At 44.4% G+C, this 15,234-nt stretch carries 12 protein-coding genes and 1 tRNA gene; 5 read left to right on the top strand and 8 right to left on the bottom strand.

The features are described from left to right. Positions 1-4: 4 nt before the first annotated feature. From dapD to G511_RS0111910, 4 genes are all read left to right on the top strand, one after another. Positions 5-1,036 carry a 2,3,4,5-tetrahydropyridine-2,6-dicarboxylate N-succinyltransferase gene (gene dapD / locus G511_RS0111925; RefSeq protein WP_028469824.1) on the top strand — a complete coding sequence of 344 codons (1,032 nt, stop codon included), beginning with the start codon at positions 5-7 and terminating at the stop codon, positions 1,034-1,036. Positions 1,037-1,169: 133 nt separating this feature from the next. Next, positions 1,170-2,315 carry a succinyl-diaminopimelate desuccinylase gene (gene dapE / locus G511_RS0111920; protein WP_156905209.1) on the top strand — a complete coding sequence of 382 codons (1,146 nt, stop codon included), beginning with the start codon at positions 1,170-1,172 and terminating at the stop codon, positions 2,313-2,315. A gap of 12 nt (positions 2,316-2,327) precedes the next feature. After that, positions 2,328-3,167, top strand: a complete 840-nt coding sequence (locus G511_RS0111915; RefSeq protein WP_028469822.1) for a putative RNA methyltransferase — start codon at positions 2,328-2,330, stop codon at positions 3,165-3,167. Beyond that, positions 3,164-3,445, top strand: coding sequence for a hypothetical protein (locus G511_RS0111910; protein ID WP_028469821.1), 282 nt, complete (start codon positions 3,164-3,166; stop codon positions 3,443-3,445). The genes G511_RS0111915 and G511_RS0111910 overlap by 4 nt, the downstream gene beginning before the upstream one ends. 29 nt (positions 3,446-3,474) lie before the next feature. On the opposite strand, the gene G511_RS0111905 is transcribed toward G511_RS0111910, so the two are convergent. Then, entirely contained in the window at positions 3,475-5,340 is a 1,866-nt protein-coding gene (locus tag G511_RS0111905) for a methyl-accepting chemotaxis protein (RefSeq protein WP_028469820.1), read from the bottom strand. Positions 5,341-5,521: 181 nt separating this feature from the next. Beyond that, positions 5,522-6,832, bottom strand: a complete 1,311-nt coding sequence (locus tag G511_RS0111900) for a DUF945 family protein (RefSeq protein WP_036551959.1) — start codon at positions 6,830-6,832, stop codon at positions 5,522-5,524. Positions 6,833-6,985: 153 nt separating this feature from the next. On the opposite strand from G511_RS0111900, the gene G511_RS0111895 reads away from it, so the two are divergent. Further along, positions 6,986-7,378: a hypothetical protein gene (locus G511_RS0111895; RefSeq protein ID WP_028469818.1), complete on the top strand. Its 393-nt coding sequence runs from the start codon at positions 6,986-6,988 to the stop codon at positions 7,376-7,378. 6 nt (positions 7,379-7,384) lie between these two features. Here the strand turns inward: G511_RS0111895 and G511_RS0111890 are convergent, their stop codons facing one another. The 6 genes from G511_RS0111890 to G511_RS0111865 all read right to left on the bottom strand — a co-directional run bounded on the left by G511_RS0111890 (position 7,385) and on the right by G511_RS0111865 (position 15,215). Beyond that, entirely contained in the window at positions 7,385-8,284 is a 900-nt protein-coding gene (locus G511_RS0111890) for a DMT family transporter (RefSeq protein WP_028469817.1), read from the bottom strand. Between the two features lie 168 nt (positions 8,285-8,452). Then, positions 8,453-8,896 (bottom strand): IreB family regulatory phosphoprotein, encoded by a 444-nt coding sequence (locus tag G511_RS0111885; protein ID WP_028469816.1) that lies wholly within the window; start codon positions 8,894-8,896, stop codon positions 8,453-8,455. Positions 8,897-8,994: 98 nt separating this feature from the next. After that, a complete protein-coding gene (locus G511_RS0111880; protein WP_028469815.1) occupies positions 8,995-12,630 on the bottom strand; it encodes a translocation/assembly module TamB domain-containing protein in 3,636 nt (1,211 codons plus the stop codon). Further along, positions 12,627-14,366, bottom strand: coding sequence for an autotransporter assembly complex protein TamA (locus G511_RS0111875; protein WP_028469814.1), 1,740 nt, complete (start codon positions 14,364-14,366; stop codon positions 12,627-12,629). The genes G511_RS0111880 and G511_RS0111875 overlap by 4 nt, the downstream gene beginning before the upstream one ends. Positions 14,367-14,396: 30 nt before the next feature. Beyond that, a complete protein-coding gene (gene greB / locus G511_RS0111870; RefSeq protein ID WP_028469813.1) occupies positions 14,397-14,882 on the bottom strand; it encodes a transcription elongation factor GreB in 486 nt (161 codons plus the stop codon). Positions 14,883-15,139: 257 nt separating this feature from the next. After that, a tRNA-Lys gene (locus G511_RS0111865) sits at positions 15,140-15,215 on the bottom strand. Between the last annotated feature and the right edge of the window lie 19 nt (positions 15,216-15,234).

The following is a 15,234-nucleotide window of genomic DNA, read 5'->3' as shown; positions in this document are numbered from 1 at the left end:
AAACATGAGCTACTTTGCATTTGGTCTGGGTATTGGTACCCAATCTTCTAACGGTGACTGGTTAGAAATTTACTACAACGCACCGATCCTAAACCCGTCTGATGCACTGATTAGTGCAGTTGCTGAAAAGCTGAATTACGAAGGTGGTGATGCCGCTATCGAAATCTGTGAAGCACAGCTAAAAGATCTAGAAGCCGCTTTCCTAAGCGTGGATGCAGAAGACCAGGCTGAAGTGGTTGAAGTACTTAAAGGTACACAACAATCACTGGTCATCACTATTCTAGAAACAGATAGCTCTCCAGCATCGACGCCTGAAGTTTACCTAAAGCTAGCTTTACTTTCACATCGTTTGGTTAAACCTCACGGTATCGATCTGTCGGGCATGTTCGGCTTACTACCAAACGTTGCTTGGACAAACGAAGGCGCTGTATCACTCGCTGACTTACCACGTCGTCAGTTGTCTGCACGTGCTCAAGGGCGCGTATTAGATGTCCACTCTGTGGACAAATTCCCTAAAATGGCCAACTACGTGGTTCCTGAAGGCGTTCGTGTAGCAGCTACTTCACGTGTGCGTCTAGGTGCCTATGTAGGCGAAGGCACAACAGTCATGCACGAAGGCTTCATCAACTTCAATGCCGGTACTATGGGTGTCAGCATGGTTGAAGGACGTATTTCTGCCGGTGTTGTTGTGGGTAATGGTTCAGACTTGGGTGGCGGTTGCTCTACTATGGGCACGCTATCTGGCGGTAACAATGTGATTATCTCTGTTGGCGATAACTGCCTGCTCGGTGCGAATGCAGGCTTAGGCTTGCCACTAGGTGACCGTTGTACTGTTGAAGCAGGCTTGTATGTTACTGCTGGCTCAAAAGTAACGCTACTCGATGATCAGAACAACGAAGTCAGCACCGTTAAAGCGGGCGAACTCGCTGGAAAATCTGATTTACTGTTCCGTCGTAATTCACAAAACGGTCGTATTGAAGTTAAAACCAACAAGTCAGCCATCGAGCTGAATGCGGAACTTCATAAGCATAACTAATATGCTTATGTAGGCTTGGAGTAACCGATGTTTTCACATCGAGAACTCCAAGTCTGCACCTTCTGACCAACACCTATTGCACGCTGCACTGCATTCTATCTTATCCTCTATCTAGTACCCCCGGAGCCCTGATATGCCGATCCTGTCACCGACAGTCGAACTCACTAAAGAGCTAGTTTCACGCCCTTCAGTCACACCAGAAGATGCTGGTTGTCAGGAGCTTCTAATTGAAAGACTGGAAGCATTAGGTTTTGTGATCGAACGCCTACCTTTCGAAGATGTTAGCAACTTTTGGGCTCGTCGTGGTACACAAAGCCCGCTATTTTGCTTTGCTGGGCATACTGATGTTGTTCCTACAGGCCCTGTTGAAAATTGGTCTCACCCTCCATTTGAACCTACTATTGTAGAAGGTTACTTATATGGACGCGGCACGGCAGATATGAAGGGCAGTATTGCGGCTTTCATTACATCACTGGAACGCTTTATTGAACACCACCCTGACCATACAGGCTCCATCGCATTATTAATTACGAGCGATGAAGAAGGCCCGTTTATTAATGGAACAACACGCGTTATTGATCACCTGGAAGCACGCCAAGAAAAAATCGACTGGTGCATCGTAGGCGAGCCTTCTAGCACCGATAAAACCGGCGATACTATTAAAAACGGCCGCCGCGGCTCACTCAGTGGCAAGCTTAAAGTCGCCGGAATACAAGGCCATGTTGCTTACCCACACCTTGTACGAAACCCCATTCACGAAGCAGCGCCGGCATTAACTGAACTGGCAGCTACTGTATGGGATGAGGGTAATGACTTTTTCCCACCAACAAGCTTTCAGATTTCAAATATCCATGCAGGTACAGGTGCAAATAATGTTGTCCCTGGTGAGGTAGAGATCGATTTCAACTTCCGTTTCTCAACAGAAGTAACAGCCGAGCAGTTAAAAGAGAGCGTCAGAGACACACTTGATCGCCATAACCTTGAATGGGATATCGATTGGATCTTATCAGGCAACCCTTTCCTCACCGCCGAAGGCAACTTAGTAGAAGCCGCACAGCAAGCAATCAAAGCGGTTACCGGTATGGACACTGAGTTATCAACAGCGGGCGGCACATCTGATGGACGCTTTATTGCGCCTACAGGCGCACAAGTTCTTGAGCTTGGACCTGTGAATGCCACCATTCATCAGATAGACGAGCGAGTGAAAGTAAAAGATCTCGATATACTGAGTGATCTGTATGAAAATATTCTGGCTCGCCTACTCTCTTCAGCAAAATAAGCGACCTGAATAATGAATGTTACTAGCGGCCACCTAACCTGCCCTGTTTGCTCCCTTGCTTTAACACAAAAGGAGCACTCTTTGTCATGTGAACAAAATCACAGTTACGACCAGGCTAAGCAGGGTTATTGGAATCTATTATTGGTGCAGCGCAAGCGCTCCAAAGATCCAGGTGACAACCCCCAGATGGTGGCAGCTAGGACACATTTTCTCGATCAGCACTACTATCAGCCGTTAGCCGATAAAGTCAGCGAAAGCGTTCAACTAGAGCTGACAAACAAACCCAATTCTCGTCTGCTAGATATGGGCTGTGGTGAAGGCTACTACACTGCTCAAGTAGAAAAAGCATTGAGTAATACCGATGTTGAGATCATCGGTCTCGACATCTCAAAGCACGCGGTCAAAGCGGCTTGTCGACGTAGTAAATCTATTCAGTGGCTAGTCGCATCCGGTGCACAGATGCCAGTACCCGAACAAAGCCAAGATCTGTTACTCGTGATGTTCAGCCGTCTAATGCCAGCAGCATTTGCCAAAGTTGTTAAACCTGAGGGTTTATTGCTACTAGCGTGGCCTGCACAAGAACATTTACTGGAACTACGCCAAAGCATCTACAAAGAGATAAAAGTCTCTGAGTATGACCCGACAACAGAGTTAGCTGAACACTTTAGCTGTGAAAAAGTGGACACATTACGCTTTGAGTTTTCGTTGCAATCTGAGCAAGATATTCGAGCACTTCTAGATATGACCCCTCATAGCCAGCGCATCAATGACGACAGCATGGCGGCATTACTCGCCTCTGCACCACTTCATCTAACATTTCATGTCAATTTAGGCTTTTTCCGCCGTTTATGAGATGGAAAGCAGCAAAGCGCCGCTTGATAAAGCAGGCTGATAACTACCAACAAAACCTAATACTACTGATCAGTGGTTTTGGCCTATGTATGCTGGGCATACTGCTGATTACCATCGCAGAATTCTTATTTGGCCAATCACTACAACAAGAACTAGTTGCTCTCTTAGGAATGGCTCTGGTTGCCATAGGTGTTTTGCTAGCCCTTGCAGGCTACATAAGCTTGAGCATCCTGCGGATATTTCGTTTTTTGATTAGTGATGAAAATAAGAAAAAGTGAGGAGCGTTTTGCTCCTCACTATCATTGAATCACACCGTTTTAAACTTAGAGATTACCGAATGTAATAACGTTGCTTGCTTGGCTACGTCTTCACTTGCCAAAGAGTTCTGCCCCACCTGCTCACTTGATAGCTCGACAATATCTTTTATTCGATCCGTATTCATTGTAATCGTACTAGCAACAGCAGACTGCTCTTCAACCGCCGTTGCAACTTGCGCTGTCATATCAACAATATGCTCAGCTCCTGTCATGATTACATTTAGCGAATCTATGCTATCAGCCGCTCCTTGTGCGCTGATACGACTCAATTCAACAGATTTATTAGTCATCACAGCGACGATTTCTGTTTGCTGTTGAAGTGAAGAAATCATCGCATCAATTTCGACAGTTGATGATTGTGTTCTCGCCGCAAGCGCGCGAACCTCATCAGCAACAACGGCAAACCCTCGACCTGAATCTCCAGCTCTAGCCGCTTCAATTGCAGCATTAAGTGCCAGCAAGTTAGTCTGCTCAGCAATCCCTTTTATTACCTCTAATACAGAACATATAGCATTACTCTCTTCTTCTAACTTTGAAATAGCAGCAGATGATAGTTCCGCTTCTGATGCCATCAACTCAATATCTGCAATCGCCTTTTCTATTATTTTCTGGCTTTTAACGGCACTCGTCTGAGACTCTTGTGCTGTTGCTGCAGTCATATCAGTATTTTTTGATATCTCTACCATTGCACCATTCATTTCATTAATAGCCGAAGCTACCTGCAAAACCTCATCTCTTTGTGAATCAAGACCTTGCGCTGTCTCAACAGCAATAGAAGACACCTCTTCAGCAGCGCTACTCAATTGTATAGATGAATTATTAACCTCACTCATTAATGCCTTAAATTCATTCATCATATTATTAAAGCTCTGCCCCATAGTCGTAATTTCATCTTTACTATTACTATGGAATTCCAAGGTTAAATCTTTATTTTCTCTCGCTTTAGACATAACCCCATTGAGTGCTGCCAGAGGTCTAATAATGCTTATCGCAATATATAAAGCAAAACCCGAAGAGATGAGCCCTATCACAATAGAAATAATTATTGATAGCGTTTTAAGGCTTTCAATTTTTTCAGAGGATACTTCTATAATATAAGAAACGGTATCAGCAAGAACCTCTTCTGATTGGTGTATAGTCTTACGCATCCCCCCTAGCAAACCAGACTTACTATTCAAACCAACTTCTTCATACGTTTTCACTAAAGCAAGAAAGTCACGTTGATAGTTATCGAGTTTTTTATTAATACCAGCAAGTTGAGTTTGAGGTATCCCACTATTTTTAAGCGTTAATTTAATCTTTGAATAGTTCTTAGAAAATTTATCCAGATACTTCAAATCCTTTCGCAACAAGAAATCTTTTTCATTACGCCTAAGCTGCAAAATCTCTGAGAGTATTTTGTAATCAAGTAATTCCCTTACTTCTCCCTCTGCTAGCTTAACCGACGACCTCAATGAGCCTCGTAATCCAGAGTTTTGGTCCAGTCCGATTTGAATTTTTTTCTGCGCCAACTCATTAAAGCTTTTATTATAGATTTGAAGAATGCTACTAAGCTGATCCATAGACTCACTGGAAACACTAAGCGAGCTTAAATCTTTCTTAATATTAGATATTTTATTATCAAACTGTTGAGAGGAGTTATTAAATTTAGCAATATATTTCCTATCACTGCGCGCTAAAAAATCTTTTTCATGGCGGCGCAGCAACAACATATTACTTTCTAGTTCACTCACCTGATAAATAGACTTATCAAATAGCTCGATATTATAGATGGTGTAGCGCTGGAGCCCGAACATTATTAGCGTGCTAATAATCATGAAAGCAACCAGCATCAAAAGTTTACTTCTAATGTCCATATAGATAGCCTCAGCTAAAACAATACAGACTTGAGTATAGGTGTGATATTTTAAAAAAATGATTTTTTTAAAGCAGCGGCAGGCATTAAATTATAAGCAATTAATATTTATAAATAAATTATATTAACAATTGAACATACAACCCCATAATTAAAGCGCACCCTAAAGTACGCTTTCCCATTTACATCGGCACTGTTTGCCCATTCAATGTGACTTCACCTTTTTTTAGCTGAAGCTCTACTTTGTAATTGTTACCTTGTTTCTGTACAAAGCCCATCTGTACGAATGCATTTATTTGCTCTGGGTTGTAATCTGGCATCGCTTCCAGCATTGCTACTGGAACAGCGAACTGCGCATCCAAGGTTAAGTACTGTCTAATTTTATCGGGCTGCATCATTATTTCAGATGCCTGAAAAGGTGCGATATCAAGCTCTGCACTACCTTGCGCTTTATGACCTTCCCAGCCAACTGATAAGTCATTAATATCTGCACCAATGCCTTTTTCGGTCACACTATCAGCCACAACTAGAATACCTTCCATTTGCTGGTGCATAGTATCAGGGTCACTTTGCATACCTTGCAACATGATTGCCAGCTCACGTGTTGCTGCAAAGTCCAGATCAAAACTGAGCTTTAGATTTGGATCAATGAAAGCAGGGGCTGTTTTTCCTGCCTCTACAACTTGAAAAGAGTCTGCTGCATAACCAATAGAGGTAAGCATCCGGCCATCATTAAGACTCTGCTGTACGCCTAGACGCAAACCTTTAGCCTCAACGTTATAGACTTCACTCTCAACGAGAATCTGCTCAATATTAAACAGTGCTTCTAAGGTTTCTGCCATCACCGCTTGCAGAGGATCATCATGATCTAAACGACCACTCTCCGTACCCGTAATGCCTTTAACAGACAATTTATAATCTTGGGTATCAATGCCACTGTCTTGCATTACCAAATCAAGCGTAAAATCGCGCCCTTGTTGATCAAAATCCATCTGCATAGCGCCAACTGTTGCTGCTCCTTCTTCTGATTGCACAACGAATTGGTCCGTTTCAAATTCACCACTCACCGCCAGCTGCTTAGAAAATGGATTAAAGCGCTGTTGCGTCTCCAAAACAAACGGAGCACTAGCAGCATTGGTCTGTAGTGTTTTCAGCTTGGTTAACAAGCTTCCTTCAGCCAATACCAGTGTTGAATCTGCACCCCAAAAGCCATGTTTCACTTCAAGGTTAAACGGAATATCACGGCCACCCATCCACTCTTCAGCACTTTCAGGTAGCTCTGTTGGGGTATAAACAAGTTGATAACTTGACGAGTAAAAACCTGGTTTTGCTTCTACATGGATAAAGGCCTTTCCACTGGATTGAACCTGAGCTTGCTCAACTGCCTGCTGTATAAATTTATTGGCTTCTTGTCCCGAGTAATACACACCGGCAAGGTAAATTGCGGAGAGCCCCAATACAGATACACATCCTATGACTGCTTTTTTGTTCATTCCAAACCCTTCATAAATAAGATACTGCGAGGAAGGATACATGATCTTTGCTTAAAAGGAATATCTACCCCTAAGGTACGCACCTCTTGATCATCCTCGCCAAGAACCGCATACTGGCCGCCTCCTTCAACCTAACTGTATTGATAAACTGCAATGAATGAACAGCGCCACCCGGATATTGAAATCTACATCAAAAACCGCTCAATTAGCTCCATCCAGAGTTGGTTATCAACACTCGGGGACGACAGCGAAATCTCGACTTCACAAGATGCAGCAGAGAAACATACACATGAGTTTTCAGTAACCATTGCGGGCACTGTTATTCCAGTTTTCATTCATGAGCGTGCCGCAGGAAAAGCGTGGATCAGCGTGTGGTTCCAATCAGATAAAACCCCTTGGGTGAAAGATCTTGACTGCGCTCGTGTCGCATCAGCCGCCCTAGAAACACAAGTGCGATGTATCGCTAGCGGCTGGCAAAACGGAGACGACCCGGATGAGTGGTGGAAAGTCGAAGACACTATCGAAGAACTGATTCAATGGACCTGAACCTCATCAGCTCTGCGGCTTAGTTTTATAAGCCGCATATTGTTGATAAGCCACCGCTGAAACAATCATTATTAAACCTATGTAAGTAGCCCCGCCAATCTCCTCTCCTAAGATACTGTGAATTAAAATTAGCGACAGAAAAGGAGATAAAAAGATCAAGTTGCTGACTCGGCTAGTATGGGTTGCTAGCTTCATCGCATTCATCCACAACATGAATGTAATACCCATCTCAAAAAAGCCAACATAAATCGCGCTTAAAACACCCTCCATACCACTAGGCATACCATCCACCAGTAATGTGGCTAATAACACCAACGGCGTTCCGTTTAAGAAGCACAACAATAGAGATATTTCTGAAGGCGTATCATTTTTTGCATTGATCAACCAATACAGCGCCCACAGAACAGTGCTAACCAGCGCTAACGCAACACCCAAGCCACTATCAAACTCCATGCCCAATAAGTTGCCTCGTGTGGAGATCACCAAGACACCAAAATAGCCTAGAACAAGTGCAACAAGATCTGAACGCTGCAATGATTGCCCCAATATAGGCACCGCTAACAACGACAATACTAACGCCCACGTATAGTTAAGCGGTTGCGCTTGCTGAGCTGGCAATAGGTCATACGCCTGAAAGAGGATCACATAATATAAAAAGGGATTAAGTGCCCCCAGCACAGCGAATCTCAGCGGAGCTTTTTTCCAACAAGTCACTACGTCATGCCATGGATGCTTTCTAAGCACCGCCAAAAACAAAATTGCTACCGAGGTTACACTCGCAATTGAGAGTAACTGCAGCGGTGTTAAATGCTGTAACGCCAACTTAAATGCAGTGGCTACGGTTGACCAGAGCAATACAGCGCTGATTCCCAATAGCATTGCTTGCTTTTGGTTTTTCCCATCCATGCTATTAGCATCCCAAAATAAAAAAGCCAGTGTAGTGTGCTGTGTTTAAAAGCAAAAGTGTCACCGCATATTAAAAACATGTAGTTAGAGAGTAATACTATTTTGGAGGGCACTTGCACTAGATTTTAAGCGATTATTTAATTATGTTCGTTAGATTCAAGCTTACATCTAAGCCTGCACAGAGACAGAAGGTACTGATGTTTGCGCTTTGCCGATCTGATCCAACATTAAGCGCCCTGACGATAACAGCGCCATTTTGGCGAATTCATCAGCAGCTTCACGACGCACCCTTGCTATATTGGAGCGCGCATCTATATGGCTATTAATGTAGGCAAAGTCACCTGGTAACTTATCATTAACCGAGTGATTTAAACGTTCAATAAGGTAAGGCGTATGCAGCTCATCAACCGATGGATAACGCTCTTCTGGAAGTGTAAAGCCTTCTCCACGCTCTTGCTGAGCCGCTTGAGGCGAGTATTCATAACTGTTTGATTGATTGGTTGATATCAGGCTTAGTAGCATCGCAAACTGAGCACCATGAGACGCCGTCACTGCCTGTGGCAATGACGATGTATACGTCTCTATTCGCGCCTGTACTCTTTCAGTTTGCATACTTACTTTAGTATCTCATCAGTAACTATCCAATATGTCGGCAGGTTACTGATATTCTTTATATTTTTTACCCAATACGTACATTATTGTTATACGGATCAGTGCTCAAAGGTATAAATAATGTCACCGCCACTACTGTTAGTGCCAGTTTGTGACTCGATACTCCAACGCTTGCTCAATAGGTAACGCATGAAAAAAGTACTGGTGGGCTCAAGTATCCCCACGCCATACTTCACATACAATTTAGGCGATAAATATTTACCAATATAGAATGATGTATCGTTAAGTGAATCTCCTTCAAGCCCTAGTTCATTGACATCAAAAAGGTCTGAAAGTTTTTCAGCAATAACGTTGCCGCCTTTTAGTGTCAGTGCTGATGCGGCTCTAAAAAGTAACTCTTGCTCAGAAGCAGATGAACTTGCAGCACCTGGGGCTCGCCCAAAAAGAAGGTAAGAGAGCAAACTACTTTCCGGCATACTTGGCTCAGAAAATAACGTCAAGCGCGGCTCTTTTAATGTGCCGCTCACCTTTGCTCCTGCCGTTACCTCTTCCACAATACGTGATACGCGAAGATCTAAACCTGGGTTATCGACAGGGCCACCACTAAACACTAAGCTACCCCGTTCAATATTAAGGTCTTGTCCATAGAGGCGATATTTACCCGCAGCCACAGCCATACTACCGGTCGCACGTGTTGCACGACGACCATCATCTTCCACTAGTACACTGCCCTCTAAACGCCCTTGAAAACCAACCGCATCAACTTCAACCTTGTCGCCTAACGTGATACGAACTTGGGCATCAAGAGCCTGCTTGACCGGCACTGGCGCTGCACGCACCGAGTTAGAACCGACAATAACAACATCTGAAGATAACGGCGTGGTAGATGTCACTTTCGGTGGCGACAATTGTGCTTTAGGGATTTTAATTTCACCACGCACCGACACCAACTCGGGCGTAATAGATAAGCTAAGATCAGGCGAGACCCACGCCTGAATTGCATTAGTTGCTGTCAATTGAAAATCTTTGCCCTCAAGCTTTATCTGACCAGAATAATTCAAAGGATCAAGCACTCCTGACAACGCAAGCGCCCCTTTTCCTGAATCTAGTGAGCCACTAAGCCTCAGCTGATCCGTTGCCGGCTGATCATGAACTTCTAGATTAATAGCGTCCAATGTAATACCTAATGCAGGTAACTCAGCTCGACCTTCTTGAAGTTTTAGATACCCCTTAACTTGCGGCTTTTTCAAAGAACCACGCAGTGCCAGCTTCGACTCAACCTGACCTTTAACCGCTTGTAGTTCAGGCGAAAATAGAGAAACAAATACAAGATCACTCAGAGCCGCTTGCAAGGAGCCTGTTAGCTTACCCTCACCATAGGCGTCATCTACTACGATCGACGCCTCTACCTGCCCAACAGGCTGAATCAGAGGCAGCAGCAGGTCTGCTTTGATGCGTGACTGCTTACCACTTAATAACAAACGCAGATCACCTGCTTTAACACTTAAATTGGTGTCTTCCAAATGCAACTGGCTTGCAACAACGTTAATACTGGCAGAGAAGTCTGGTTTTTCGCCATTTCTTTGCTGAAAAGTACCCTGACCATGCACTTCTCCTGCTGCGTATGTGCCCGTAGGCAACAACGGCTCAAATAAACTCAACGCTAACTGAGAAACGTTAAAGCGCCCCTGGCTTCCGTTCTTTTTCGACCACTCGGTTGTAACACATATCTGATCACTACCCGCAGCATCGTTAGGAATACGCTGCAAACAAAAGTCATCTAATGTCGCTTCATCAGCACTGCCCGTCACACTCACGGTATGCAAAAGCTGCCACGTTCCCATTAACTCATTTTGTAGGTCAGTTTGGGTTAATGAGCCACTCCATTGCAAGTTTTCCCACTGGCCTTTTGCTTGTAAAGTCACATCTGCAGGCCCCTGCTCCAACGCCATCGTTAGCTGGTGTTGCAAAGGCGTTCCTTCTCCCTCTATGAGCAAGGACTGCCAACGCTGCCCCGCTAAACTCAAGTTAGCGGCTTTCACAAGGACATTGGAGCGCCGTTGTGCACTGAGGTCGATATCCAGACCGGCATCAAGTTTGTCGAGTTGATAACTTTCAAACTTAAGCCCACTTCCTTTTAGATTAGCAATAAGTTGAAGCTGATCTAAAGGGCCATGTAACGTGCCGTTCCCCGTTAAGTAGCCCTCAGCATTAGGAAGAACACTTGCAAGTGAAGGAGCATTTAGCAGCCACTTTAAATTCATCTGCTGCCCAGCAACACCTGTCGCTTGCAGCTGAGCATTAGCAACATTAAGCTGCAGCTGTTTAATTGTCAGTTCAGAACCCGCTAGCGAGACTCCCGCATTTCCCTCAATGGGCTGATTACGTAATGTCCCTTGCAGCGAGGTTAAATCAGCTTTTAGTTGCACTCCCCCACTCGCTTGTAACGACCCAGAACTACTCAAGAGGAAGTCCAACTTTGCCGGCCATTCTTCCCACTGGCTGCCTGGGTTAACTTGCTCCCCTTTAATATCTAATTGCCAACTCAAAGAGGGTAACCAGACAACATTACCATTACCCAACAACTGCCCTTCTAATGTGTCACCCTGTAGAGTAAATGCACTAAAACCTTGTGTATTGCCGTCTGCCTCAAGAACCCAGCGCCCTTCAGGCACACTCAACCCAACTAATTCACTATCTAACCTCAGATGGTAATTTCCAATATTGCCCGAAAGCTTAACCTTGCCACGCTTACTGCTATAAACAGCATCGCCTTGGAGTGGGTAATTTACGTTCTCCCAGCGTCCATCAATAGCAATTGTTGCTGTTTTTTGTAAATCCGAAACTTCTCCGCTTAAAAACACCCCGGCACCTGTTCCCGCTTCGTCTCCTGCCTGCATTATCTGCAATTCGTCTACAAATAAGGTATCAGCCGACAACCTTAACAACAGTGTCACTGCGCCATCGAACATGCCCGATAACTGCTGCTGCATTGCTAACTTTGTAAGGCCACCCGACAGGGTTCCTCTTCCTTCTAGAGCCTTCTTTTCTGGTTGCTGTACTTTCCACTGCGTTGACAATAAAAATGGATAAGCGCCTTGTGGCTGAACCTTACCAGCGACTTGGGCATCTAGTTGTAACAGCCCTTGCTGAGCCATAAACCGCAACTCGTCCACTATTACTGCTTTTTCTGCAGAGTGCATTGTCAACTTGAGATAGTGGATTAATATAGGCTCAGATTCAGCCTGATTAGTCTTTTTCGCTTGATTCAACACCAACTGTTTTAATTGAAGGTTTTCAATACGTAGCTGTAACGGTAGCACAATATCAGGCATGGAAAGAGGAAGCAGCGACTTTGTAGGTGGCTCTACAGAAGCAGCCTCAGCCGTACTGGCATGCAGAGTAATAACGGGATGTTCTAATGAAATACTCTGGACATCGATAAGCCCGCTCAACAGCGCCTTAGGAGACCAAACCCACTGTAGCTGCCTGAAGCTAACATCCATACTTTCATCTTGGTAGCTCACGCTCCGCAATGAAACCTTATCCAACAGAGTACCTTCAACATATTCGATTTGCAGTTCCCCAGGAAGCCAACGCTGCCCAAGCGATATTAACTGCTGCAACCCCTGCGTCGTCACACCAAAGTAAATAAAAGCCGCCAGAAAAAGTGCAACAAATACTGAGAAAGTAGCTAGCACACCCCAAGCGAGACGCTTATAAATAAGCTTCACAGATCCGGTCCCAAATTCAAATGTAAGCGGATACCGTTCTTATCACCGCTTTGCGGTACAGCAATATCAATACGTACAGGCCCTATCGGCGAAAACCAACGTAAACCGACTCCGACTCCGGTGCTCAAATTTGCTTGGATATCTTTAAAGGCACTGCCTGAATCGATAAAAGCTGCCACACCCCAGTTCCCTTTAAAGCGGTAGTCAATTTCGAGACTGCCCACTAACAGGTTTTGTCCACCCATTATTTCGCCATCCGCATCTTTGGGACTTAGGCTCTGATACTCATACCCCCGTACACTGCTGTCACCACCTGCAAAGAAACGCTGCGATACGGGTAATTTATCAAAGTCATCCACAAAGGTTGTGCCTACATCTATCCGCCCTAACACCCGCCACTTTGAGGCAATGCTATGCACAGTTTTAGCGCCAAACTTCAACTGTATAAAGTTGGTATCGGAGAGTAGTTGATCAGCGCCCCCTAACGCCTGCAATGTAAGGCGGTAGCCATTTTTAACATTCAAGCGGTCTTGAGTAGAAACGGTTGAAAAACTAATACGTGGAATAAGAAAAGTACTCTGCGTTGTTTCATTACCTATCTTGAACTCTTCTTGCTGCCAACCAAGTGCCGCCACTTGCCGCCAACGCCCTTGCTGCTTTTGCCAAGAGGTTCCCAAGTACAGGTTACTGTTATCAACATTATCAGAATGCTCTTCATTCAAGCTAAGGTTCACCGCGTACCTATCCTGTTGAGGCCGTAATCCAGGAATCACATATTCTGCTGCCAAATTAGAGCGGATCTGCGACGCTCTTAACTGAGTGTTGAACTGATGCCCCCGCTTATTAACCCAACGGCGCGTCATGCCTAGCGTCATTCTGGCCCCAGTATCCGTGCCATAACCAAAACCCGCGCTATACTTAGTACGCTTTTGTGCATTGAGCATCACTTCGATAGGTACGTCAGCCTCTGTGGCCTTATCCCAACGCGGGCGCACTTCAACCTGCTGAAAATAATCGCTATCAACAAGCGCCTCCTGCAAATTCAGCAAGCTCTTATTTTGCACAGGATCACCGCGCTTAAACGGTACATATCGCATCAAAAAGTCATCTGCTAAAGGGCTATCAGTAAAAACAATATCACCGATACGAAATCTCGGGCCACTATCATAATGCAGAGTAATACGAGCCTGATAGCTGAGTAGATCAACCTCTACTCGGTGCTCAGTAAACTCCCCTTGATAATAGCCACGTTCAGCCGCTAACGAGCGCAACTGCTTTTTTAAACCTTCATAAACACCATGAACTAAAGGGGATCCAGTACGTAAAGGGGTCCTCAGCAAGACTGAATTAAAAGCATCATCTTGTAGTGCCTCACCCTTTAATTGAATATCCAAAAAACCTATTGGCAAAAGCTCACCCGGCTCAATCTTAAAGTGAGCAAGCCAATGGTCGCTTTCTTCAACGAACTGGGAACTAATTTTAGGACGATATAGCCCAAAAGGCTGAAGCGCTTTATGGATTTCGTCATCAGCTTTAGCATATAAATACCTTACTCGGCTCAGGCTAGCGATCTCTTTTCCTTCTAAAGGCGCAAGACTCAGCATAGAGCGGATATTTTCTACTTGGTCTTTACTGACTCCTTCAATTTTAATCGCCAAGGTAGCCGCTGTAAGACCTAACGAGAAACTCATCAATACTAAAAGCGTTACAATATTCAACGCCCATCGCTTAAACATCAAACTGCCTTCTGGTCCAGACGAGTCCACTCATTCTATTAGAGGCTCACAATACGAAATACTATTCACAAACCAAAGTTTTTCTCCCTTTGGTGTGAGAACAACTACTTCATCATCGACTCCCTTTTTGAGCAAAGCTCGCGCCATAGGCGAGTCAATCGAGATATAGTCATTGCGACCATAGATCTCATCACCGCCCACGATTCGGATTTTCTTAATTTCGTCATCTTCATTCGCAATTTCAACCCAAGCCCCAAAAAAAACCTTGCCATCTTGCTGAGGAGAGTAATCAACAATTTTTAGCTGATCAAGGCATTTTCTGACGTACCTAACTCGCCTATCAATTTCCCGTAAAATCTTCTTGTTATATTGATAATCAGCATTTTCACTGCGGTCCCCTAAGCTTGCAGCCCAGGTGACTTTTTTGGTTATTTCAGGACGATATTCAAGCCACAGGTACTTCAACTCTTTTTGCAGGGCTTCATAGCCTTCACGCGTAATTAAATTCGTTTTCATCACGTTGTAACCATACTTTGAATACTATTAACGCGGTAAAAGGTCATGAGCCTTTTTTCATTGTTCGTTTTAAATGAATACTAACACAGTGCAAAGCTCCTCTTAGGAAGCCGCACAACTAAATCGAAGTAAATACGGGCTAAAGATCATGCAGCAGCAAATAACGAAGAACCATTCAGAAATATGAATACCGTAAGAAAAGAGAATAGTTAAGCAATAAATGAGGGAGTTACTGCATGTTACAAATCACACTAGGATGGTGGGGCGTATAGGATTTGAACCTATGACCAATTGGTTAAAAGCCAACTGCTCTACCAACTGAGCTAACGCCCCGTCCTGAGGTAGATCTGTA

The organism is Neptunomonas japonica DSM 18939, assembly GCF_000422765.1.
Taxonomy (GTDB): domain Bacteria; phylum Pseudomonadota; class Gammaproteobacteria; order Pseudomonadales; family Balneatricaceae; genus Neptunomonas; species Neptunomonas japonica.
The sequence above is the reverse complement of the archived record's forward strand: the minus strand, read 5'-3'. Positions and strand labels throughout refer to the sequence as shown.

Coding starts and splice junctions, on each gene's coding strand:
- dapD (WP_028469824.1), top strand. CDS start 5: ATGAGCTACTTTGCATTTGGTCTGGGTATTGGTACCCAATCTTCTAAC.
- G511_RS0111895 (WP_028469818.1), top strand. CDS start 6,986: ATGAATGAACAGCGCCACCCGGATATTGAAATCTACATCAAAAACCGC.
- G511_RS0111890 (WP_028469817.1), bottom strand. CDS start 8,284: ATGGATGGGAAAAACCAAAAGCAAGCAATGCTATTGGGAATCAGCGCT.
- G511_RS0111905 (WP_028469820.1), bottom strand. CDS start 5,340: ATGGACATTAGAAGTAAACTTTTGATGCTGGTTGCTTTCATGATTATT.
- G511_RS0111875 (WP_028469814.1), bottom strand. CDS start 14,366: ATGTTTAAGCGATGGGCGTTGAATATTGTAACGCTTTTAGTATTGATG.
- G511_RS0111885 (WP_028469816.1), bottom strand. CDS start 8,896: ATGCAAACTGAAAGAGTACAGGCGCGAATAGAGACGTATACATCGTCA.
- G511_RS0111900 (WP_036551959.1), bottom strand. CDS start 6,832: ATGAACAAAAAAGCAGTCATAGGATGTGTATCTGTATTGGGGCTCTCC.
- greB (WP_028469813.1), bottom strand. CDS start 14,882: ATGAAAACGAATTTAATTACGCGTGAAGGCTATGAAGCCCTGCAAAAA.
- G511_RS0111910 (WP_028469821.1), top strand. CDS start 3,164: ATGAGATGGAAAGCAGCAAAGCGCCGCTTGATAAAGCAGGCTGATAAC.
- G511_RS0111915 (WP_028469822.1), top strand. CDS start 2,328: ATGAATGTTACTAGCGGCCACCTAACCTGCCCTGTTTGCTCCCTTGCT.
- dapE (WP_156905209.1), top strand. CDS start 1,170: ATGCCGATCCTGTCACCGACAGTCGAACTCACTAAAGAGCTAGTTTCA.